At 60.9% G+C, this 21885-nt stretch carries 22 protein-coding genes, 2 tRNA genes and 2 pseudogenes; 18 read left to right on the forward strand and 8 right to left on the reverse strand.

Going from position 1 to position 21885, the window contains the following annotated elements:
- The first annotated feature begins 58 nt into the window (after window positions 1-58).
- Together larC and ACR3FF_RS11050 are read left to right on the forward strand one after the other, a co-directional pair.
- Entirely contained in the window at window positions 59-1354 is a 1296-nt protein-coding gene (gene larC, locus ACR3FF_RS11045; RefSeq protein ID WP_458188066.1) for a nickel pincer cofactor biosynthesis protein LarC, read from the forward strand.
- A gap of 24 nt (window positions 1355-1378) precedes the next feature.
- A complete protein-coding gene (locus ACR3FF_RS11050; protein ID WP_458188067.1) occupies window positions 1379-1603 on the forward strand; it encodes a hypothetical protein in 225 nt (74 codons plus the stop codon).
- A gap of 66 nt (window positions 1604-1669) precedes the next feature.
- Here the strand turns inward: ACR3FF_RS11050 and ACR3FF_RS11055 are convergent, their stop codons facing one another.
- On the reverse strand, window positions 1670-2398 hold the full coding sequence (locus ACR3FF_RS11055; RefSeq protein ID WP_458188068.1) for a hypothetical protein: 729 nt from the start codon (window positions 2396-2398) through the stop codon (window positions 1670-1672).
- Between the two features lie 86 nt (window positions 2399-2484).
- Between ACR3FF_RS11055 and radB the strand changes: the two genes are divergently transcribed.
- Window positions 2485-3183 (forward strand): DNA repair and recombination protein RadB, encoded by a 699-nt coding sequence (gene radB / locus ACR3FF_RS11060; protein ID WP_458188069.1) that lies wholly within the window; start codon window positions 2485-2487, stop codon window positions 3181-3183.
- 93 nt (window positions 3184-3276) lie between these two features.
- Here radB and ACR3FF_RS11065 read toward each other — a convergent pair whose 3' ends face one another.
- A complete protein-coding gene (locus tag ACR3FF_RS11065; protein WP_458188070.1) occupies window positions 3277-4416 on the reverse strand; it encodes a CBS domain-containing protein in 1140 nt (379 codons plus the stop codon).
- Between the two features lie 95 nt (window positions 4417-4511).
- Here ACR3FF_RS11065 and ACR3FF_RS11070 point away from each other — a divergent pair, with 95 nt between their 5' ends.
- The 4 genes from ACR3FF_RS11070 to ACR3FF_RS11085 all read left to right on the forward strand — a co-directional run bounded on the left by ACR3FF_RS11070 (window position 4512) and on the right by ACR3FF_RS11085 (window position 6734).
- Entirely contained in the window at window positions 4512-4847 is a 336-nt protein-coding gene (locus tag ACR3FF_RS11070; protein WP_458188071.1) for a lycopene cyclase domain-containing protein, read from the forward strand.
- 142 nt (window positions 4848-4989) lie between these two features.
- Entirely contained in the window at window positions 4990-5658 is a 669-nt protein-coding gene (locus tag ACR3FF_RS11075) for a DUF7344 domain-containing protein (RefSeq protein WP_458188072.1), read from the forward strand.
- A 446-nt stretch (window positions 5659-6104) separates the two neighbouring features.
- Window positions 6105-6335 carry a hypothetical protein gene (locus ACR3FF_RS11080; RefSeq protein ID WP_458188073.1) on the forward strand — a complete coding sequence of 77 codons (231 nt, stop codon included), beginning with the start codon at window positions 6105-6107 and terminating at the stop codon, window positions 6333-6335.
- Window positions 6336-6734 (forward strand): DUF7978 family protein, encoded by a 399-nt coding sequence (locus ACR3FF_RS11085; RefSeq protein ID WP_472850151.1) that lies wholly within the window; start codon window positions 6336-6338, stop codon window positions 6732-6734.
- Window positions 6735-6830: 96 nt separating this feature from the next.
- Here the strand turns inward: ACR3FF_RS11085 and ACR3FF_RS11090 are convergent.
- A tRNA-Val gene (locus tag ACR3FF_RS11090) sits at window positions 6831-6904 on the reverse strand.
- A gap of 165 nt (window positions 6905-7069) precedes the next feature.
- Here ACR3FF_RS11090 and trpD point away from each other — a divergent pair.
- The 4 genes from trpD to trpG are packed head-to-tail and all read left to right on the forward strand — an operon-like array spanning window position 7070 to window position 10879.
- Complete coding sequence (gene trpD, locus ACR3FF_RS11095) at window positions 7070-8074, forward strand: anthranilate phosphoribosyltransferase (protein ID WP_458188075.1); 1005 nt, start codon at window positions 7070-7072, stop codon at window positions 8072-8074.
- Window positions 8071-8709, forward strand: coding sequence for a phosphoribosylanthranilate isomerase (locus ACR3FF_RS11100; RefSeq protein WP_458188076.1), 639 nt, complete (start codon window positions 8071-8073; stop codon window positions 8707-8709). The genes trpD and ACR3FF_RS11100 overlap by 4 nt, the downstream gene beginning before the upstream one ends.
- A complete protein-coding gene (gene trpE, locus ACR3FF_RS11105) occupies window positions 8706-10259 on the forward strand; it encodes an anthranilate synthase component I (protein WP_458188077.1) in 1554 nt (517 codons plus the stop codon). The genes ACR3FF_RS11100 and trpE overlap by 4 nt, the downstream gene beginning before the upstream one ends.
- Window positions 10256-10879 carry an anthranilate synthase component II gene (trpG, locus tag ACR3FF_RS11110; protein ID WP_458188079.1) on the forward strand — a complete coding sequence of 208 codons (624 nt, stop codon included), beginning with the start codon at window positions 10256-10258 and terminating at the stop codon, window positions 10877-10879. Before trpE ends, trpG begins: the two co-directional genes overlap by 4 nt.
- Here the strand turns inward: trpG and ACR3FF_RS11115 are convergent.
- The gene (locus ACR3FF_RS11115) at window positions 10855-11016 is read right to left on the reverse strand and encodes a hypothetical protein (protein ID WP_458188080.1); all 162 of its coding nucleotides are present in this window, start codon (window positions 11014-11016) and stop codon (window positions 10855-10857) included. The two genes, trpG and ACR3FF_RS11115, sit on opposite strands and share 25 nt — an antisense overlap.
- 350 nt (window positions 11017-11366) lie before the next feature.
- Here ACR3FF_RS11115 and ACR3FF_RS11120 point away from each other — a divergent pair, with 350 nt between their 5' ends.
- From ACR3FF_RS11120 to ACR3FF_RS11130, 3 genes are all read left to right on the forward strand, one after another.
- Window positions 11367-14444, forward strand: a complete 3078-nt coding sequence (locus tag ACR3FF_RS11120; protein WP_458188081.1) for an adenosylcobalamin-dependent ribonucleoside-diphosphate reductase — start codon at window positions 11367-11369, stop codon at window positions 14442-14444.
- A gap of 102 nt (window positions 14445-14546) precedes the next feature.
- Window positions 14547-15788, forward strand: coding sequence for a hypothetical protein (locus ACR3FF_RS11125; RefSeq protein ID WP_458188082.1), 1242 nt, complete (start codon window positions 14547-14549; stop codon window positions 15786-15788).
- Between the two features lie 36 nt (window positions 15789-15824).
- Window positions 15825-15947: an HVO_2523 family zinc finger protein gene (locus ACR3FF_RS11130; RefSeq protein ID WP_458188084.1), complete on the forward strand. Its 123-nt coding sequence runs from the start codon at window positions 15825-15827 to the stop codon at window positions 15945-15947.
- On the opposite strand, the gene ACR3FF_RS11135 is transcribed toward ACR3FF_RS11130, so the two are convergent.
- Window positions 15948-16592, reverse strand: a complete 645-nt coding sequence (locus tag ACR3FF_RS11135) for a TVP38/TMEM64 family protein (protein WP_458188085.1) — start codon at window positions 16590-16592, stop codon at window positions 15948-15950.
- 86 nt (window positions 16593-16678) lie between these two features.
- On the opposite strand from ACR3FF_RS11135, the gene ACR3FF_RS11140 reads away from it, so the two are divergent.
- Window positions 16679-17041, forward strand: coding sequence for a DUF5830 family protein (locus ACR3FF_RS11140; protein ID WP_458188086.1), 363 nt, complete (start codon window positions 16679-16681; stop codon window positions 17039-17041).
- Here the strand turns inward: ACR3FF_RS11140 and ACR3FF_RS11145 are convergent.
- The 3 genes and pseudogenes from ACR3FF_RS11145 to ACR3FF_RS11155 form a co-directional block, all read right to left on the reverse strand.
- The gene (locus tag ACR3FF_RS11145; RefSeq protein ID WP_458188087.1) at window positions 17025-18200 is read right to left on the reverse strand and encodes a DUF7115 domain-containing protein; all 1176 of its coding nucleotides are present in this window, start codon (window positions 18198-18200) and stop codon (window positions 17025-17027) included. The two genes, ACR3FF_RS11140 and ACR3FF_RS11145, sit on opposite strands and share 17 nt — an antisense overlap.
- Before the next feature lie 14 nt (window positions 18201-18214).
- Window positions 18215-19360, reverse strand: a pseudogene (locus ACR3FF_RS11150) (RNA-guided endonuclease InsQ/TnpB family protein).
- Window positions 19361-19449: 89 nt separating this feature from the next.
- Window positions 19450-19595 (reverse strand): annotated as a pseudogene (locus ACR3FF_RS11155) (DUF2080 family transposase-associated protein).
- A gap of 348 nt (window positions 19596-19943) precedes the next feature.
- On the opposite strand from ACR3FF_RS11155, the gene ACR3FF_RS11160 reads away from it, so the two are divergent.
- The 3 genes from ACR3FF_RS11160 to ACR3FF_RS11170 all read left to right on the forward strand — a co-directional run bounded on the left by ACR3FF_RS11160 (window position 19944) and on the right by ACR3FF_RS11170 (window position 21827).
- A tRNA-Met gene (locus tag ACR3FF_RS11160) sits at window positions 19944-20092 on the forward strand.
- Window positions 20093-20431: 339 nt separating this feature from the next.
- Entirely contained in the window at window positions 20432-20686 is a 255-nt protein-coding gene (locus ACR3FF_RS11165) for a DUF8028 family protein (protein ID WP_458188088.1), read from the forward strand.
- Window positions 20687-21020: 334 nt separating this feature from the next.
- On the forward strand, window positions 21021-21827 hold the full coding sequence (locus ACR3FF_RS11170; RefSeq protein WP_458188089.1) for a ZIP family metal transporter: 807 nt from the start codon (window positions 21021-21023) through the stop codon (window positions 21825-21827).
- Window positions 21828-21885 lie beyond the last annotated feature (58 nt).

Below are 21885 nucleotides of genomic sequence, written 5' to 3' on the forward strand. Positions count from 1 at the left end.
GGATAGTGGTGCCGACACGACCGATGGGGTTTTCGGCCTCCGAAACGGCCTGGGACGTATGAAGACACTTGCGTTCGACGGCCGAATGGGGGCCAGCGGCGACATGATTCTCGGAGCCTTGCTCGACGCCGGGTCGAACCCCGATTCACTCACACCAGTCGAAGATGCGCTGGACGTGGAGTATTCTGTCGAGAAGACCGTCAAAAACGGTATCGGGGCGACACGAGTCCGAGTGCTCTCGACCCACGAAGCGAGGGCGGACGACCACGACGACCACGAACACGACCATCACGACCATCACGACCACGAACACGAACACAGCCATACACACGAACACGCGGAAGGTGCAGGTCCGGCACGAACCTACCGGGAGGTCGTCGACCTCCTCGAATCGATGGGCCTCGATAGCGCCGTCGAAACGAACGCCAAAGCCGTCTTCCGGATTCTCGGCGAAGCCGAGGCGAGCGTCCACGACACCGACCTCGATTCGACGCACTTCCACGAAGTCGGCGCGGACGACGCCATCGCGGACGTGGTCGGCGCGGCGCTCCTGTTCGCCGACCTCGACCCGGAACGGGTGGTGACGACGCCCCTCGCCACCGGCGGCGGCGAAGTCGAGATGAGTCACGGGACGTACCCGATTCCTGCCCCCGCGGTGGTCGAAATCGCGGCGCGGGCAGACTGGTCGCTCTCGGGTGGTCCGGTCGAGGCGGAACTGCTCACGCCGACGGGGGCCGCCATTCTCGCCCACTTCGCCGATGGCGTCTCGACGCTTCCGACGCTGAACGTCGAGGCGTCCGGATACGGGGCGGGCGGATACGACTTCCCGGAGCATCCGAACGTCCTTCGGGTACTCGCCGGTGAGACGGCGGGCGAACTCGTCCGCGACGACGTCACCGTCCTCGAAACGAATCTGGACGACGCACCACCGGAGGTCCTCGGTGGGCTTCAGGCGACCCTCACGGACGCGGGCGCACGGGACGTATCAGTTCTCCCGACGACGATGAAGAAATCGCGTCCGGGCCACCTCGTGAAAGTTGTCGTCAAACCCGAGGATGCCGAGCGAGTCGCCCGAAAAATCGCCGAGGAGACGGGGACGCTCGGCGTTCGTGAAACCGGCGCGAGCCACCGATGGATTGCCCACCGGGAGTTCGAGACGGTGACACTGGAAGTCGACGACGGAACCGAGCAGACGAAGTTCGACGTGACCGTGAAGCTAGCGAGTGACGAATCCGGGTCAGTGTTCGACGTGAGCGCCGAGTTCGACGACGCGATGGCGGTTGCACGGGAGACAGGGCTCGCGGTGCGCGAGGTGATGCGGCGAGCGGAGGCAGCGGTTCACGAAAACATGTAAAAATCGATAGGTCGTAGTCGTCACATGGTTGTCGTTCGCGTCCAGTGTCCGTACGAGGGGTGTGACGGCATGGGAGAGTTCGAAACCGACCCCGGAAGCGAGGTCGTCGTCCGCGAGAAAGGACACGTCACCCTCGACAAGTTCCAGAAGGTCGGCAAGCAACTGCTCTCGGGCACCATCGTCAAAGAAGAGCATCTCCAGTGTCCGAACGACGAGACACACCAGTTCACGGTACTCGTGGAACTCTGAGTTGTCTCCGTCCGTCGCGGTCGGTCTGTTCCAGACCGTCTCTTCCGGTCGGTCGTGTTTCGAATCTCACTCCTCGCGGTGCTCGTTGAGTGCCTCTTCGATGGTCAACTCGCCCGCCGCGACCCGGCGTGCGAGTTCTTCGTCGATTTCGCGGTTGTCTTGCGAGCGTTCGCGCGACCGCCGTTTGATGACGCCCAGTTCTCCCTCCGTCGGTTCGATAGCACGTTCTTCGACGATTTCGCCCTCCAACCGTGCGATATTGACCGCCGCGAGCACGTCGCCCATGCCGCGCGCGCCAGTGCCGAGATACGGAGTCGTCCCGGTTTCGTCGACCAGTTCGACCTGGACGTCTTCGAGTTCGCGAACGAGTTGCGCACCTTGCAAGCGCGCGCCGTCGCCGATACGAACCACGGGGTCGATGGCGTCCGCGACCTCCTCTCGAACGACCTCGGGAGCGTCGGCGAGCGGGACGTGAAACGCCGCCGTCACCACGTCACCCGAGAGAACCGCGATACCGGGACGGATGCCTGGGTCGACCCCGACGACGGTTCTACCCGCCTCGTCTCGCAACAGGGCCAGTGCCCTCTCGACCGCTTTACGGGGACGGTCGGGGTCGGCGACGACCACCGGGAGGTCGGTATCGACGGCGTCGGTCTCGGCTCGAATACAGATTCGTGCTCCGTCGGGGAGGTCCTCGCCCGGTTCGACCGTCGTGAATCGGACGCCTCTCTCGCGCAGTTCGTTCACCACGTCGTGGTACACTTCGAAGTCCGCTGTCGCAACGACGACTGTCACTGACTGGTCTTCGCAGGGACGGAACAAAGTCGCCACGGTCAAAGCGAATCCGGAACCTTTTGCGTGAGAAGGGTCCATAGTCGGGTGTGACCGACGCCGAGAAACTGAGGACCGGGTGCCCGTCCGTAGACGAATTGCTCGGAGGCGGACTGGAGCGTGGAACCGTGACACAGGTGTACGGACCGCCCGCCGCAGGGAAGACGAACGTGGCGCTGGGGGCCGCCATCGAAACCGCGCGGAACGGCGGAACCGTCGTCTACATCGACACCGAGGGATTGTCTCTCGAACGCTTCGAACAGATAGCCGAAGAGCGCACCGACGACGTGGACGAAGTCGCCTCTCGAATCGTCATCAAGGAAGCCCTCGATTTCGAAGAACAGGAGCAGGCAGTAAGAGACGCGACGGAGTTCGCAGGACGGGCCGACCTCGTCGTTCTCGACAGCGCGACCGGGTTCTACCGCCTCGAACGGAGCGAAGACGAGAAGGGTGGTGAGGCACTCCGCAAGGTCGCGAGCCAGGTCACTCACTTGCTCTCGCTGGCGCGAAAACACGACCTCGCCGTGCTCCTGACAAATCAGGTGTACACCGACCCCGATTCCGACGGGACGCGACCCCTCGGTGGCCACACCCTCGAACACTGGACCGGCGTCGTCCTCCGAGTCGACCGTTTCCGCGGCGGAAATCGGCGCGCCACGCTCGAAAAACATCGGTCGAAACCCGCCGGCGGACGCGCACAGTTCCGCATCACCGACGCCGGTCTGGAGAGCACGGACGAGACGGTTTGAAGACGAGATATATTTGAGGACGAGACGAGATATTAACGACTAGAGAAGCGAGATGACGAAGAAACGAACGCGCGTCGTAACCGAAACGGACGCTTACAGTTCGTTGAGTTTTCGGAGCAGTTGGCCTTCGTACTCGCGGTCACTCTGAAGACCTTTTAGTTCGAGAACGTTGCGCTCTAACGTGTCGCGGGCGACGTTGAATGCCTGCTCTGCGCCGTACCCCTCGCCGGTACCGGCGACCTGTCCGCGGTTGGTGCGGAGACGAATCTTACACTGGATGAGCGGCGTCCCACGAAGCTTCTCCTTGTGCTCGTGGAATCGAACGTGAGCGTGGCGCACCTGCATCTCCTGGTACTTGTTGATAATCTCTTCGATGCTCTGGCGGATGTTCTGCCGGGTGATGGTATCGAGGAGATTGATGTTCGTAATCTGGACGTCCATGTGATCTTCCTCGGTGAACGTGAGCGCCCGGAGGACGTCCGTCTTGGTGAGGATTCCACCGACAACGCGGTCGTCGTCGGGTGTGACGACGAGTCCGGCGTAGTCCTTTTCGAACATCAGTTCGACCGCTTCGCGAACGGTCGCATCGAGCGAGATGGTCTCGACGGGACTGTTCATCACGTCGTAGACGGGCAGGTCGAGCATCCGGTTGCTGTCGCCGGTGCGCTCGCCTGTGGTCGGTTTGTCCATGTTGCGGGTGACGAAGTCCACGATGTCGTGGGTCGTGACCATGCCCGTGAGATACCCCTCGTCGTTCACGACGGGGAGACGCGAGATGCTGTGCTCGCGCATGTTGTTGATCACCCGACCGAGCGTCGCGTCCTCCGGTATCGTGATGGGATTTTCCGTGTAGATTTGCTCGACGGTGAGCGCGTCGAGGTTCTCGATGACGCCCTCGAGAATCATGTCCTCGTCGATGATTCCCCAGACGTTGTCCCCCTCAAAGATGGGTGCGACCTTGGTCCCACCTTCGACGAGGGCACGGGCGACCTCACGAACTCCGTCGTTCCAGTTGACCTTCGGAGCGGGTTTCGTGAGGGTCGCTACCTTCGTCTGGTCTTCGATGTGCGACTGGAGGAGTTGCTTTTGCGTGATGACGCCGTCGTACTCTCCTGCTTCGGTCACGACAATGCCTTTCGGGTTCTCTTCTTCGAATATCGAGCGTGCCTTCCCGAGTCGCTCCTCTGCTTCGATTTCGAAGTAGTCTGTGGTCGCAATGTCAGAGATATCCATCGTCGTCTTGAATATCGCACTCGGTGGTCTTGAACTTTGTCGCATGGCCCGCATTTCTGCGGGATTTTTGCGCTCGCAATCCGTACCTATCGGACGTGGTACCAGATATCGGCGCAGTCTTCGGCCAGTACACGTACCTCGCCAGTGAAATCGCCTTCGGCGCAGTCGCGCTCTGGTTGCTCGTTCGGGCAGACGCTCTCGTCCGGGCTGGAAAGACGATTCTCGTCCTGTACCCACTCGCTTACGTCTGGGACTGGTACACGCTCACCATCGGCGTGTTCTCGATTCCGCTTCGAACGGGCGTCGAACTCGCCGGGATTCCTCTCGAAGAACACGTCTTCATGTTCGTCGTGCCGGGACTCGTGCTCGGGGTGCACGAGAACCTGTCGAGCTGCCGAGAAAAAGGGCGCGAAACGACGAGTAATCGGTGATTACCACCAGATAGCGGAATGGTATGAAAGAACTGTCGACTTCCGTAACCAGTCGTTTACCTCCGGTAAATGGTGAATAACAAAGGCTAAACCCGGTAATGTTTGAATCCATGCTGGGTTACGAGCAAGGGGTGGCGTAGTAATGAGCACAATCGGTGACTCCTCTGGCACCGGGAGTAGCGATACCGATGATCAACCGAGTGAGTCAGACTCTACCGTCGCTGAACACGTTTCAGATATCCTCGAATCAAACAGGTCACAGGAGCAACGGGCAACGCCCCTCTCACGTGACATGGTTTTCGACGTGCTAAAGAATCAACGTCGTCGGTACGCGCTACACTATCTGAAACAGGCCGAAGAATCCGTCCAGTTGAGCGACCTTGCCGAGCAAGTCGCCGCGTGGGAAAACGACATCACCGTTGACGCAATCTCGGCTGCCGAGCGAAAACGAGTCTACACCGCGCTCTACCAATCCCACCTCCCGAAACTCGACGATGCAGGAATCGTAGATTACAACCAAAATCGAGGTATCGTCGAACTGGCGGCCGCTGCCGAACAGCTAGACCCGTATCTCGAAACGAACACCAGAGACGATATCTCGTGGTGCATGTGGTACCTCGGACTCGCCGCTACCGGCTTCGTGGTCCTCACCGCGGCGTGGCTGGAAGTCCCACCACTCGCCGGAGTCTCCGACATCGGCCTCGCCTTACTCGTGGTCCTCGCGTTCACAATCGTCGCCATCGCACACACGTACGATGCGCGACGCCCCTCCACGACCGGTGAGCACGCACCGGAGATTCTGGACGAGTAGTCTTACACACCCTACTTTTCGAACGCACGTCGGGACTGAAACAGCGTAGACGAGCAGCCGACGCTGCCTCGGTACCCCGACCAGCAGCGACGATTCGAGAGGTGACCAACGACGAATTACCGTCGAATCCACGCTGGAGAACTGGGTTACGATCTCGTTGGTAGCGGTTCCGGCGTCGTTTGTGGAGAACAGCGTCCGTTATGACGATACCTGAACCACGTTATCGACGGTCGTGGGGACGATTATACCGGTGTAGCCTGTGGTGGCCCGCTTCGTCCGCGAGTACGAACCGAACCGCAACGCGACACCAGCCAACCCGGTGACGGAGGTAAGAGACCGACGTGTCACTCACATGACTAACAGATGTTACCTGAAGTAGGATTTCAGCTATATTCTAATTGTGTTTAGTTCACAGGTATTATAGTCGAGCGGATGCGAACGAAACCATGGCGAAAATAGTCAAGGACGACGACGCTCGCTATCCTGGCCGCCGAAAGGGACTGCTCGGAATCCCCCCCTTCCTCGTCGGCTACCTCCTCACGTACGTCTGGACGAGTGGCCGGACCACCGCTGCACTCTCGGCTATCGAACTCGACGGACAATACAAGGGCTTCACACTCTCACAGTATCTGGCGAACAGCGACGTCACCGTTCCGACGTGGAAGAGCGTCGGGTGACTGTTCTACAACGCTCACTTCGTCGCGCTGGACGTTCCACGTTCGGACGGCCCACAGAACGTGATTCGAGCGGCGGGTGGCGATCTCGTCCTGCTCTTTCTCGTCCCACCGGTCGTGCTCGCGCTGGCGACCCGCGGCTCCTACGGCCGGAACGTCTGGTACTCGGGATACGCCGGTGCCCTGATATTCCTCGGTTACTTACCACTCGCCGTCGCCGGGACGCTGTTGCTCAGGACCTCTTTCCAGATATCGGCTCAACCCGTGTTCCTGGCCGGTATCGTGATTGTCGGAGTCATCTATCCCATCGTGTTCGGAGCCATCGGCGGAGGACTGGCCCACGAAGTTCACAAGTGGCGCGTGCGACAGCGAGCGGAGGTCGGTGGCAAGGCCGGGCACTGAAGACCGGAATTTCACTCCCGGCTCGAATCTTCCAAAGGAGATTTTTCGCGGAAAAGTTGACTCACTTCGCTCGTCGGAAGGTATCGCGGGAAAGTATGGGTTTGGGCAGATTTGAACTGCCGGCCTCCTCCATGTCAAGGAGGTGTCATAACCAACTAGACCACAAACCCAGTCGGCGCCGTTCGAACGCATTCTCTCGTTGGCCGCATGGGTAATTGAAGGTTTCGAAATCCCACGCCGTATCTGGGTTTCTCTCCCAACCCAGTGGACGACAGTTTTAAGTTGATGTACGGAATTGTACATCACAACACGATACAGTACATTGGTGTTCCAAAATGCAAGATTACATCGAACTCGTCACGGAGGGACACGACCTCACACTTACACAGGCACGGGAGGCGGCGAGCGCCGTCTTCGAAGGCGCGACCGAGGCCCAGATCGGCGCGCTCCTCTCCGGACTGCGTGCGAAAGGTGAAACGGAAACGGAAATCGCGGGGTTCGCCCAGGGGATGCGAGATGCCGCGCGGACGATTTCCCCCGACCGAACGCCGCTCGTCGACACCTGCGGGACCGGCGGTGACGACTACGACACCATCAACGTCTCCACGACCTCCGCCATCGTCGCCAGCGGCGCGGGCGTCCCGGTCGCGAAACACGGCAACTACTCCGTCTCGTCGTCCTCCGGGAGTGCCGACGTGCTCGAAGAGGTCGGCGTCGTTGTGGACTCCGAACCGCCCGCAGTCGAGCGCGCCATCGAACGACAGGGAATCGGATTCATGCTCGCGTCGGTGTTCCACCCCGCCATGAAGGCCGTCATCGGGCCGCGGCGCGAACTCGGGATGCGAACCATCTTCAACGTGCTCGGCCCGCTGACCAACCCCGCAGGGGCCGACGCGCAGGTTGTCGGCGTCTACGACCCCGACCTCGTGCCCGTGCTCGCCCGCGCGCTCTCGCACATGGACGTCTCACACGCCCTGGTCGTCCACGGGTCGGGGATGGACGAGATAGCCGTCCACGACGAAACGACGGTCGCTGAGGTGCGCGGCGAGACTATCGAAGAGTACACGCTCACCCCGGAAGCGCTCGGTGTGAGCCGTCACGACGTGTCCGCCGTCGCCGGTGGGTCGCCCGCAGCGAACGCCCGCGACCTCCGGGGTATCGTCGAGGGCCAAGTGAACGGCGCGAAGCGAGATATCGTGCTGGCGAACGCCGGTGCCGCGGTGTACGTCTCCGGACGAGCGACCTCGCTGGAAGACGGCGTCAAGCAGGCCCGGCAGGCAATCGATTCGGGACGCGCAGACGAACAACTCGCGGCGATGACCGGGGCAGTCTCCGCATGACACGGGTGAAAATCTGTGGTCTGACCAGCCAAAACGACCTCGAGACCGCCGTGTCGGCAGGCGCCGATGCGGTCGGCCTGCTCGTGGACGTTCCCGTCGACTCGCCGCGCGAGATAGACGTAGATCTGGCCGTCGAACTCGCCCGAGCGGTCCCACCGTTCGTGACGACGGTACTGGTGACGATGCCCAAGCGACCCGAGCGCGCGGTCGAACTCGCCCACCTCGTCGAACCGGACGCCGTGCAGGTTCACGGGACGAGCGTCGGCGACCTCGCCTACCTGGCTGCGAACGTCGATGCGAACGTCGTCCGGGCCGTCGACGTGACGACGGAACAGCCGGAACGCTACGACAGCATCGCCGACGCCCTCCTGCTTGACTCGGCGGACTCGGGCGGAACGGGCCGGACACACGACTGGCAACGCGCCCGCGAACTCGCACAGTCGCTCGACTCCCCGGTCGTCCTCGCGGGAGGGCTGACGTCGGAAAACGTCGCGGAAGCGGCCGAGACGGTCGAACCGTTCGCCGTCGACGTGGCGAGCGGCGTGGAATCGAGTGGCGGTGAGAAAGATGCCGACGCCGTCGAGTCGTTCGTCACGAACGCGAAAACGGCGAGGAAACCAGTCGTCCAACGATGAACCGCGAGGAATTCGAATCGCTCGCGGCGGGCGACGAGTCGGCCGTCGTCTACGTAGCGACCGACCTGGACGTGTCGGTCGACCCGCTCACGGCGTACTCGGTGCTCGGCGGGGGCGAGTACGACTTTCTCCTCGAGAGCGCCGAGAAGGTCGCCTCCAGCGACCCGGACGGTGCGTTCGGCTCGACGGAAACCGGCGACCGCAGGGCCCGCTACTCGTTCGTCGGGTACGACCCCAAGATAGTCGTTTCGGTTCGGCCGGACGAAACCGACGTCCGAGTACTCGACGAGCGCTGGACGGCCGAGTTGTCGCCCACGACACCGACGGCGAACGGCGACGTGCTCGACGAACTTCGAAACTCGTTGCCCGCCGTCGAGCGTCGCGGTTTCCCGGACGAGAGCGCGTTCACCGGTGGGTTGGTCGGATTCCTCGCCTACGACGCGGTGTACGACCTCTGGCTAGAAGAGCAGGGAATCGAACGCCCCGAGACCCGACTGCCCGACGCGCAGTTCGTCCTCAACACCAAGACGCTCGTCTTCGACCACGTCGCAGAAACGCTCTCGGTCGCGTTCACTCCCCTCGTCACGCCGGACGACGACCCCGGCGAGGTGTTCGACGAACTGACCAGAGAGGCAAACAGGGTCGCCGACGTGCTCGAATCGGCGGACGACCCCGAGCTGGGAGGGTACGTTCCGAAAGACGAGACGACAGCGCCACGGGAGACGTACGAAAACGCGGTCAGACGAGCGAAAGAACACGTCGAGGCGGGCGACATCTATCAGGGCGTCGTCTCGCGCGAACGAGAGATAGCGGCCGATATCGACCCACTCTCCCTGTACGCCGCCCTGCGCGAGGTGAACCCGTCACCGTACATGTATCTCCTGAGCTACGACGACCTGACCGTCGTCGGTGCGAGTCCGGAGACGCTGGTGTCGGTCCACGACGACGACATCGTCTCGAATCCCATCGCTGGAACCTGCCCGCGGGGTGAGAGTCCGATGGAAGACCGACGACTCGCGGGCGAACTGCTGGCCGACGAGAAAGAGCGGTCGGAACACGCGATGTTAGTCGATCTCGCCCGGAACGACGTGCGCCGGGTCGCGGAGTCGGGAAGCGTCCACGTCGAGGAGTTCATGAACGTCATCAAGTACAGTCACGTCCAGCACATAGAAAGCACCGTGACGGGGACGCTGGCCGAGGACAGCGACGCCTTCGACGCCGTGCGTGCGGCCTTTCCCGCCGGGACGCTGACCGGCGCACCGAAGATTCGCGCGATGGAAATCGTCCACGAACTCGAATCCGCTCCGCGTGGTGTCTACGGCGGTGGTGTCGGGTACGTCTCGTGGACGGGAGACGCCGACTTCGCCATCGTCATCAGAACGGCGACGGTCGAATCGGGCGACCCGGACGAGATTACGGTTCTGGCCGGAGCCGGAATCGTCGCGGACAGCGACCCGAGCGCCGAGTTCGAAGAGACCGAACAGAAGATGAGCGGCGTGCTGTCGGCGCTGGAGACGATGGAGCGCGAACTCGCGGAGATGCCTCGATGACTCGCGTGCTGTTCGTGGACAACTTCGACTCGTTCACGTACAACCTCGTGGAGTACACCGAAGAGGCACTTCGCGCGTCACGGCCCGATGTTGCTGTCGAATCGAAGGTCGTGAAGAACACGGCGTCGCTGGCCGACGTCCGCGACGCGGACCCGGACGCCATCGTTATCAGTCCCGGGCCGGGACATCCCGAAAACGAGCGAGACGTCGGCATCACGTCCGCAGTACTCCGAGAACTCTCGACAGAGATTCCGACGTTCGGCGTCTGTCTCGGGCTGGAAGCGGCGGTCCACGTCTACGGCGGTACCGTCGGTCGCGCGCCGGAACCGGTTCACGGGAAGGCGTTCCCGGTGGAACACGACAAAACTGGCGTGTTCGAGGGATTAGAGCAGGGATTCCGAGCGGGGCGATATCACTCGCTCGTCTCGACGCGCGTGCCCGACTGCTTCGACGTGAGCGCGACGACGACCCACGACGGTGAGACGCTCGTCATGGGCGTCCGCCACAGAGAGTATCCCATCGAGTGTGTCCAGTTCCACCCGGAGAGCGTGCTCACGGCACACGGACGGGACGTCATCGAGAACTTCCTCGCCTACTACACCAACACCCCCGCCGCGTAGAGGGCGGCGGCTATGAGGAGGACGAGGATGGCGATTCGCCAGATGACTCTGATGGCGAAACGAACGGCGACGACGAGCAACACGAGAGCGACGATGGCGACGACGACGCCGGCGGGTTCGATTGCGAGGGGAACCATAGAAGAAATGACTGGATACCGAATCGTAAACGTATCGGTGATGTCGATTCACTCTAGAGAGGAAGATCGGATGACTGCGTTCGGGTAACGAGTCGTTTCCGACCGAAACCTCTCCATTCCGGTCACTTTCGCTCCGGTCTGAACACTCTTATAGTCCCCGCCGTATTACTTTGTAGTAGGAAGAAAACAGTTTCCAGAGGCGTCACTGTGCAACTTCACTTGCGTTAAAGAAAGTAAGCTTAATTTGGGATGGGTTAGATGGATTCTTCGTCACGAATGAAACGGGTCTACACACGAATCGAACACCGAATCGCCACGCAGAGCACTGCTGCCCCGGTGGTGACGGTCGTATGAGCGGCGCGCACGAGACGGACGCCGACGACGTCACCCTTCCGGTCAAGCGCACCGAGGGAGATACCCTCGAAGACCGGATGACGGGTAACGCGTACCAGAACATCCTCCCGGCGCGCTATCTCCGGAAGGACGCCGACGGGAACCTCGTCGAGACACAGGAGGACCTGTTCCCGCGTGTCGCGAAGAACATCGCACTCGCGGAGGCCGTCTACGAAGCAGAACGGCAGGGCGTCGAAATCTCGGTCACGCCCGACCAGTTGAAACCCGACCACCCCCGGCGCGACGAACTCGCCGCGGAAGTGTTCGGGAAGGGCACCACGGCAGCGGACGAGGCAGAGACGGAACTCAGCGTCTACAACGTCAACAAGTTCGCCTACGACACCGTCGTGCCCGAACTCCCCGACGACATCCGCGAGCACGTCACGTCGGTTCGTGACGAGTTCGCCGATCTGATGGAACAGCTATCGTTCGTCCCGAACTCGCCGACGCTGATGAACGCGGGCGACGAACTCCAGCAGTTGTCGGCGTGTTTCGTCGACTCGCCCGACGACGACATCACGGACATCCACCAGACGGCCAAGGAAGCCGCCGAGGTGTTCCAGTCCGGCGGCGGGATGGGATACGCCTTCTGGCGACTCCGCCCCTATGGCGACGCCGTGGGTTCGACGGGTGGCATCGCGTCCGGCCCGATTACGTTCATGCGCACCTACGACCAGATGTGCGAAACCATCGCGCAGGGCGGGGCACGACGGGGAGCACAGATGGGAGTCATGCGCGTCTCGCATCCCGACGTCATCCAGTTCATCCACGCGAAGAACAAGGACGTCAGCCTCGCCAACACCCTCCGTCTGAACGACCCCGACGACTACACGCACACGTCGTTCAAAGAGGCGTTAGAGGAGGCCCGCGAACTCATCGACGACGAAGGTCGCGTTCCGAAACACCTCCGGAACGCCGCCGAGGGTCACCTCTCGAACTTCAACATCTCCGTCGGCGTCACGGACGACTTCATGGAGGCGTTGTACGACGGCGAGGAGTTCGTCTTCACGAACCCGCGCACGGAAGAACCACACGTCGCCACCGAACACACCGAAGAACTGTACGACATGTTCGGCCTCGGCGAGTACGTCGAAACGGGCGAGGTGCTCTCGATTCCGGCGCGCGTCATCTGGGACCGCATCGTCGAAGGTGCGTGGGAGAACGGCGAACCCGGCGTCATCTACCTCGAACGGGTAAACAAAGAACACTCCTTCGACGTGGAGAAACACCCCGACCACCGCATCCTCGCGACGAATCCCTGTGGCGAGCAGCCGTTAGAGGAGTACGAGGCGTGTAACCTCGGCCACATCAATCTCTCGACGGTCGCCGACCTGGACGCGCCGGACTGGCGCGTCTGGTACGAGGAGAACGGCGACAGCTACGGGTCGCTCTCGGAAGCCGTCGACGCCTTCCTCCGGGACGCCATCGACTGGGACGAGTTCGACTACCGCATCGAGTGGGGGACGCGATTCCTGGAGAACGTCGTCACGATGTCCGACTTCCCGGTCGAGAAAATCGAACAGAAGGTTCGGGACATGCGAAAGATCGGACTCGGCATCATGGGACTGGCCCAGTTGTACATCCAGCTCGGCGTCCGATACGGGAGCGACGAGGGCAACGAGATCGCCCAACAGCTGATGACCCACATCAACCATGAGTCGAAGTGGACGTCCCACGAACTCGCCGAGGAGCGCGGGTCGTTCAACGACTGGGATGACTCGAAGTACGCGAACCCCACCGACTATCCGCAGTGGTTCGAACACCAGACCGGCCTCGACCCCGAGAAATGGAAAGACGGCTTCTCGATACGGAACCACAACACGACGACCATCGCGCCGACGGGAACCACCTCGATGGTCGGCAACACCACGGGTGGCTGTGAGCCCATCTACAACGTCGCCTACTACAAGAACGTCTCCGACGACGTGCAGGGCAACGAGATGCTCGTGGAGTTCGACGACTACTTCCTCCGCGTGCTGGAGGCGAACGACGTCGACGTAGAGACGGTCAAAGCCGAGGCCCAAGAGCAGATGGCGGCGAACGAGTTCTCCGGCGTCGAAGGCTTAGAGAGCGTTCCGGACGCCATCGGCGAACTGTTCGTCGTGACGGGAGACCTCACCGGTAAACAACACGCCGCCGTGCAGTGTGCCTGCCAGCAGGGAGTCGATTCCGCCATCTCGAAGACGTGTAACTTCCCCAACTCCGCGAGCAAGGAGGACATGGACGAGGTGTACCGGTACATCTACGACCACGGCGGAAAGGGTGTCACCGTCTACCGCGACGGCACGCGCTCGAAACAGGTGCTCACGACGCGCGCGGACAACGCCGAGTTCGCCGACGAAGACGAGGCCGCAGCGACCATCGCGGAGCAAATCGAGGAGGTCTTCGGCGGCATCGACGGCTTCATCGAGAACGAAGCGGTGCAGGCCGCACTCGGTAACGAACTAGAAGACCTGCTCGACGACGGCGTGACCGGCGGGGCGTACGCTAAAGAGCGCCCCCGTCCGGACGTGCTCCACGGCGTGACCCAGCGCATCGACACCGGTTACGGAAAGATGTACGTCAACATCAACGAAGACGAGAACGGCGAACCGTTCGAACTGTTCGCCACCATCGGCAACTCCGGTGGCTTCACCAACTCCTTCACCGAGGCGCTGGCGAAGGTCATCAGCTACTCGCTTCGGTCGGGCGTCGACCCGCGGGAAATCGCCGCCGACTTGCAGGGTATCCGCAGTCCGAAAGTCGCGTGGGACAAAGGCGAGCAAATCAACTCCATTCCGGATGCCATCGGCGTGGCGATGCGACGCTACCTCGACGGCGAAATCGAGAAGGCCGCCTACCCCCAGCAGGCGACGCTGGAAGAGACGACGGACGAGAGGGAGACCGACGGCGGAGCGGTCGAAGCGAAAGACGCCTCCCAATCGCTCATCGATGCAGGTGAAAGCCCCGAGTGCCCCGAATGCGGATCGCTCTCGCTGTACTTCTCGGAGGGCTGTAAGACCTGCGAGTCCTGTGGCTGGAGCGAGTGCTCGTAGCGACATCGTAGGTGTCCCATTTTTCGTTCGAGACAGCCAGAACTGACAAGTAGGGAGACATCTTCTCAGAGAGAAGGGAATCGAAATCCGGGGGTAGTGGGTGTGAAATGGCCGAGTGACCAGACACGAGGGGTAGTCTTCGTTGCAGCGGGTATCCTGCTCGTCGGACTGACGTTCGGGGCGAGCTGGGCGTTCTCCCCGAACACAAACAAGATAACGTCCCGTGCGGACGCGAACACCACGACGCTGGTCGGTGTGCAAGGGCCGGGATGGGGTGGGAACGTGACCGCACTCGACAGCGACGGAAACGTGCTGTGGACCGTCGGGAACGCGATTAGCTATCAAGACGTCTCACTTCTCGATAACGGAAGCGTACTGGCGACCTACGCGGACGGCAACTTCAGGAACTGCGGCCAGATCGAACCACCCTGTAAGCGGACGGGAGTCAGGTTCATCGACCCGACGGCGGAGCCAGCCCCGAAGATAGTCGGACAGTGGAACTATCCGGTTCGAACCCGAAAGAACAGTGAGGTTCACGACGCCGAGTTGCTGCCCAGCGGAGAGTTGCTCGTCGCGGACATGGAGTACGAGAGTATCTACACCCTCAATCTGACCACCAAGGAGCAGACGTGGGTGTGGAACGCGAGTCAGTACTACGACGCGCCACCGGACCCGACGAAGACCGACTGGCTCCACATCAACGACGTCGACCGAATCGCACCGGGGAGATTTCTCGTCTCGGTTCGGAACACGAACCAACTCCTCGTCGTCCAGCGCGGAGAGGGCGTCGTCGAGGTGATAAACGAGAACCGCGACCCCACGGTCCTGAACAAACAGCACAACCCCCAGTGGCTCGACGAGGGGAGCGTCCTCGTCGCCGACTCCGAGAACCACCGGGTCGTCGAACTCCATCGAGACGAATCGACAGGAGAGTGGAACGTCATCTGGAGTGTCTACGAAGTACAAGGAATCCACCTCGACTGGCCGCGAGACGCCGACCGACTGCCGAACGGGAACACGCTCATCACGGACAGTCGAAACGACCGCGTGGTCGAGATAACCCCGAACGGGAGTCTGGTCGCCAGCTACCGGGTGAAGTCTCTCCCGTACGAGGCCGACCGAATCCCTGTAGGTGAGTCGCTCGGACGGGCCTACGAACCACGAGGTGGATACGCGGTGCTGGGCGACCGTCGACTGAGAGTACCGGTGTTGTCCTCGCTTCTCATCGGTATCCGACACGTCGTGACGCTTCCGTACTGGGTATCCGAACTGCACCTGCTCGTCTCGTTCGTCGGGGTCGTCCTCTGTGGCTGGGGAGGACTGCTAGTGTTGAGCGGACGATAGAAAACAATCAAGCGACTCGCGGTCGGTGAGAGTGATATGTCCGAAAAACCGGAGGGACGACCGTGTCCACTCTGCGGCGAGTCGATGAATCGCCGCCACTGCAAGTACATCTGTCCCCGACACGGCGTCGTCTACGACTGTTCGGACAACTTCTGGTGACTACGTCCCTCGTAGCGCCTCGCTTGCGGGTTTCGCGAGCAACAACAGCGCCACGAGTGCGGCGACGGCGACGAGCCACCAGTTCTTGCTCAGTTCGTCCACCGAGAGGACGTCGAGCGAACTACCGGCCAACACCGCCGCCGATATCCACGGAATCTCGCCGATCGCCGTGCCAAGGACGAACGCGCGCCACGGCACACCGGAGAGGCCTGCCGCCGCCGAGACGGGGTCGGAGGGAGCAGGTACGAGGCGAGAGGCGACCATCCCGCGCAGGTCGCCCGTCGCGTCGAAAAATCGCTCGCCGGAGTCACCGAGGCGACCGAACAGGCCTGCGTCGACCCGAAAGTACCGAGCGGCGACGAAGGGAATGCAGGCACTCGCCACCGTACCGGCGAGTGCGATGGGAAAGCCAGCGACCGGACCGAAGACGTAGCCGACCGCAACTGCGACCACAGTCGTCGGCCACGCGAACAGTGGACGAACGAGATAGACGAGCAAGAAGAGACCGGCGGCGAGGAGCGGATTCGCGGTCACGGTCTCGACCTGCCGGAAGACGAACTGTGGCGAGACGAGGACGCCAGCGACGACGACCAGCGCGACCAGCGAGAGACCAACGACTTGCCGCCGAATCTGCACACGCGCCATTCCTCAGGGGATAGCCGGGGAGGCGGCTAAGTTCTTTCCACCCGAGCGCGCAACGTTTAATCCGTTCCGGATGGGAGTCAAACCCGATGGACGTGGACGACGACCCCGTGGCGCTGGGGGTCGAGTTACTGAGCAAACTCGAACACGCCGAACTATCGGTCGCGGAGGCGGTAGACCGCATCGAAACCGTCACGACCGACCCGACGGTGACGAGAACCATCCTGGACGAGGCGGAAAAGCGAGGCGTCATCGAGCGGGAAAACGGCATCGTCCGACCGACGGGCGGTGGGTACGTCCGTTTCGAGAGCGAGGTCGTGACGAAAGAGGGAGATTTCACCTGTCGACGCTGTGGGACGGGGATTTCGACGGGTTACTTCATGAAACTCGACGCGGGCGAACACGGACCGTTCGGCTCGTCCTGCATTCGGAAGGTCACCGGGCGCGAGTGAGTTTCTCGACGAGACGCTCGATGGTGTGCTGTTGACGTTCGAGCAGTTCGTTCTGTCGCTCGACGGCCTCGGTGAGTGCCGCGAGTTGCGCGTCCGTCGGGTCGTCCAGGTTCTCGCTCGCGGACTCGAATCCGGAGTCGGCGAATCCGGCAGGGCCCGTCGGTTCAGACGACGCAGAGTCCGGTGCCACGGAGTCTCGTTTCTCGGAGTCCTCAGTCTCCGAATCCGGAATCTCGGAGTCCGACGGTTCGGGCTCTCCCATTCCGGATTCCTCTGCTTCAGCGGCCGAACTCCCTGTACCTGCCGTCTCATCGTCCGCATCGGCGGTCGTCGGTTCGGAGACGGGGTCGCTGTCGTCGAGTGGCGCGGCCGGCGGTTCCTCGATTACCGACCTGTCCTCGGCGAGTTCAGGTGGGTTCGCGTCGAGTGGGTCGACGGCGCCACCGAACACGTCGTCCTCGGTGAGAGAGACGTTCTCGTCGACTTCGGGTTCCCCTTCCTCGTCGGGGGTGACGGTCTGTTCGAACTCCGCGTAGCTCTCGACGTCGTGGTAGGACAGCCGTGCCTGTTCGATTCGTTCGCGAACCTCTCGCGTTTGGTCGCTCGGCGTTTTGATTCGCTGTGGCCGCCCATCCACTTCGATGATAATCTGTGAGGAGACGTTGCCTTCCTCCACGTCGAGACGGGTCACGTCGCCGTAGTGGAACTGCTCGAAATCTTCGTCCCAGATGGCCTCGCCGACGTGTTTGACGACGCGCGCGCTGGTGAGGACGAGCGTGAGTTCGCTGAACTGGTAGGTCTGGATGACCTGCTCGTTCGAGTCGGTGACTCCCGCCGCGTTCAGCACGTCCGCGATGACGGGGTAGAGGGCGTCGTGGGGGCGTTTCGTCGGAACTTTGAACTGGTCGGTTCCGTCGATGCCGTAATCGAGCGAGATGGTCGATTTTCGACGACCCTCAGACACCTCGATTCGCTCTGTGTCGTGTGGATACTCTTCGACTGACTCGTCGCTCAACAGACCGTCGGCGCAGTAGATGAGTGTCCGTGTCGGTGTCACGTAGAGGGCATCTTCACCGCCGAGGGGCACTGTCGCAGCGACGTGTTCGTCTCCAAGACTGGATTGTACGATTCCCGGAACGCTCATGCAGGGAATCGTCATGCACCTCTCGTGAACTATCCCACCCTGCTCGGCCTAACGGCCTCGCTGAGGACGGGGCTTCCTGCTTCTAAGACACACTTTGCAGACACAACAGTGTCCGTAGGGAGCGCAGTCTCCACAGGCATTGAATCAGAGTGAACCACTCCTACGTTCTTGAGACTACGGGCAAGGATGTTCCATGCCGCGTTCGCGTCTCTATCCGCTTCGAACCCACACGACGGACACGCGTGTTCACGGACCCACAGCGGCTTGTCCGTCTTCACACCACAGGACGCACATTCCTTCGTCGTGTTTCGTGGGTCGACGGCAACGAAGTGAGATCCTTCTCGTTCACATTTGTATTCGAGCATCCGGAGAAACGTACCCCATGCGGCGGATGCTCGGTTGCGTGAATTTGAATCGAACTGCATCATTCCGGCGACGTTCAGGTCTTCGACCGCCACGAGGTCGTACTCTTTCGCGTAGTAGTTCGACAGCTTGTGCAAGAAGTCCCGGCGTTTCTGTTTCAACTCCGCGTGACGACGCGCCACAACACACTGTTGCTTACGGTAGTTTGTCGACCCGTGTTATTTGCGTGAAAGGTCACGTTGGGAACGTTCCAGTCGCTCGCGTTCGTCCGAGAGGTTAAGCGATTCGACGGCTGTGCCGTCAGTGTCGTGGGCGTACGTGAGTATCCCGACGTCGATACCGACACACTTCTCGGGAGCATCCGGTTTCTCGGGCGTGTCTTCATCACCGTCGCGTGCGAACGTGGCAAACCAGTTGCCGGTCGGTTCTTGCTTGATCGTGACCTGTTTGATGCTCGTGTTCTCGGGGATATCTCGGTGGAGATGTATCGGTATCTCACCGAGTTTGCTCAACCACAATACTGGCCGACCGCTCGTATTCTTGAGCTTGAAGCCGGACTGGTTGTAGGTAAGCGAGTGGTAGTCCCGAGGTCGCTTCCACTTGAGTATCCCAACGGCGCGTCCGTTCTCTTTCTGCGCTTTCAGCGTCGAAAGGTTGTCGTAGACGCGTTTGACGACCATCTGTAACACCTTCGAGTGAACGGCTCGGAGGTCATCCCACCACGATTTGAGGTCGGGGAGCGTTCCCTGCACCTCGTATCGGGCAGGAATATCGTCGGATTCGTTGAGTTTGAACAAGCAGTGATTGTACAGTTACCCACAGATATCGACATGACGCAAAAGCTCCTCACGGATAGCGTCTGTCGGTTGGAGTCGATATTTGTAGGTGTGTACTGCATAGTCTATTCATCGGAATCGGGGGGAGAGACACGAACGACTTTCACGTCGGCTCCACGCCACCGTTTAGGAACGATGACGTGGGCGCTATTCCCGGACGGTTTTGCGGTGCCGTCAAGAACTTCGTGTCCTCAATTTCGAATCGATTCATCACTATTGTATAGATTATGGATAGACAGAAAGACACCGGTGGGCCTGTGGGCCTGCAAGAGAACAGTGTACGAACAGATGATGACGGCGCTGTATCCCCTCCCTACTCGCTCCCGTCGCTCGCTCCTTGAGGAAGGGGACTTAGCGCCTGTATTCATAAAACCGCCGGTGGAAAAGACACAACCAGGACTAATACGTTCAGTGACAGAAACGGGCACGAACGGCCTCGAGACTGCCCCGGAACGCCGATCGCCGACGTCGACTCCCAACGTGGCAGGAAGAGAGCAGTCGCCGAACCACTGGTGAAGATGGGAACTTTAAAGAGTGGCAGTTGCCTACCCGTAATCGAGCCCGGGTGGCTTAGCTGGACATAGCGCCGCACTCATAGGGTTCTGAGATTTGGCGCTCAGGCCTTGGAAACCTCCCATGCCCGTGAGGCCCGCCACGCCTCGAACCTGGGTCATGCGGAGATCGAGGGTTCGGAGCCCTCCCCGGGCATTCTTTCGAGACCGACGATTCAGTCGAGTGACGACGAAATAGTCTGGCAGAGCGAGTCCGTCGCCATGAACTTCCAGAAAATTGTCTTGGGGACCCATATTCCAGCAGGATAAAATTGTCTTCATCGTGAGTAGTGTCGAGTACATCAGTCAACACTCATCGAGCCTCCAAGTGGAGAAAAGACCTCAAAAGGCAGTATGAAACATCTAGCAGTTTCTGAGGCAGTTATGAAATGTCGATAACTGGCCACGCGTGAATGAAATGTCGTGAATTTCGCTGTGCACTCAATCCGTTATATGACCCTACCAGTCGTATAGATAAATACATTCGAGAGTAATCATGTCGAGCCCTCCGACGTTACAGAACGACCGCGCATCGAACTTCGAACTACTAATTCCACGTACGATCGCTCAGACCGCAGTCCGGAAGCTCTTTACCCCGGTTCAGTTCCTGAGTTTCTGGCTGGCCGTCGCGCTTCCGTTCGTCTATCTCCCGCTCCTCTACCACGAGCCACTGACGACGGGAATGTTCGGTATACTCCTCGTTCTCAACCTCGTCGCGGTAGTCGTCGGTCACGGCTACGGTCGTGACTGAGACACTCACCCATCACGCACGACAGAGACGACCGAAACGGGTTCGATAGCAGTCATAACTTCGTCCACCGCGTCACGAAGCGACCCGTCCATCGCGTCCCCTCCCGAATTCGCTACTGTGGCGCGTCAGAACTCACTACTATCGGATACGTCCGAACGTTACTCTCACGAGGACAGCCGCGTCGAACGAACTGGCCGGGGATACCGAATGTCTTCGGGAAAACATTTTTTCATTTCCACAAAATGATGCAGCCTACCACGATATCCGTTTTTAGGCTAGCCAAAAACGTAAGCCGAGTGATAAGTATTATCCGCGTCCGGTTCCAACTGCGAGTATGGACTTACTGGGTGATTTCACGCTGGTGTTCGTCGCGGGACTTATCACGGCACTCGCGACCGGTATCGGCGCGCTCCCCTTCTTTCTCGTCGAGGACGTGAGCGACCGGTGGAACGTCGCACTCTGGGGACTCGCCTCGGGAATCATGGTCTCTGCGTCCGTGTTCGGCCTGATATTCGAAGGACTGTCGAGTACGAACGGCGGGAGTCTCACCGGCGTCGTCGTCGGTCTCCTGGTCGGCGTCGGTCTCGTCGTCGTGAGCCATCGCATCATCTCCGGTGCGGAGGTCAACCCGAAGAGGTACGAGGAGGCCGACTTCAAGAAACTCGTGCTCATCCTCGGCATCCTCACCGTTCACAGTTTTCCGGAGGGAGTCGCTATCGGCGTCTCGTTCGCCGACCTGGGCTTCGAGGGAGGAACCCAGTTCGCAGGGTTCGTGATACCACTGCTGGCCATCTTCATGACCGTCGCAATCTCCATCCACAACATCCCCGAAGGCGTCGCGATCTCCATCCCACTCCACTCGATGGGCGTGAGCAAGTGGCGAATGGTCTGGTGGTCGGTGTTCTCCAGTCTGCCACAGCCCATCGGCGCGGTCATCGCGTACTACTTCGTGCGCACCGCGCGGGAGTTCCTGCCGATGGGATTTGGGTTCGCCGCAGGTGCGATGATTTACCTCGTGGCGTCGGAGTTCATCCCGGAAGCGCTCGAAGTAGGCGAAGACTTACCTGGGAAGGGACACCGTGAACTCCTCTCGGGACTCGCTGCTGGCGTCCTACTGATGCTCCCACTCGCGTTCATCTAAATATAATTCATAAAGTTACTACCTTCAATTTGTCCTGTATGCGTAGAACCTGTCGTAG

This window comes from Haladaptatus ordinarius (assembly GCF_054177595.1).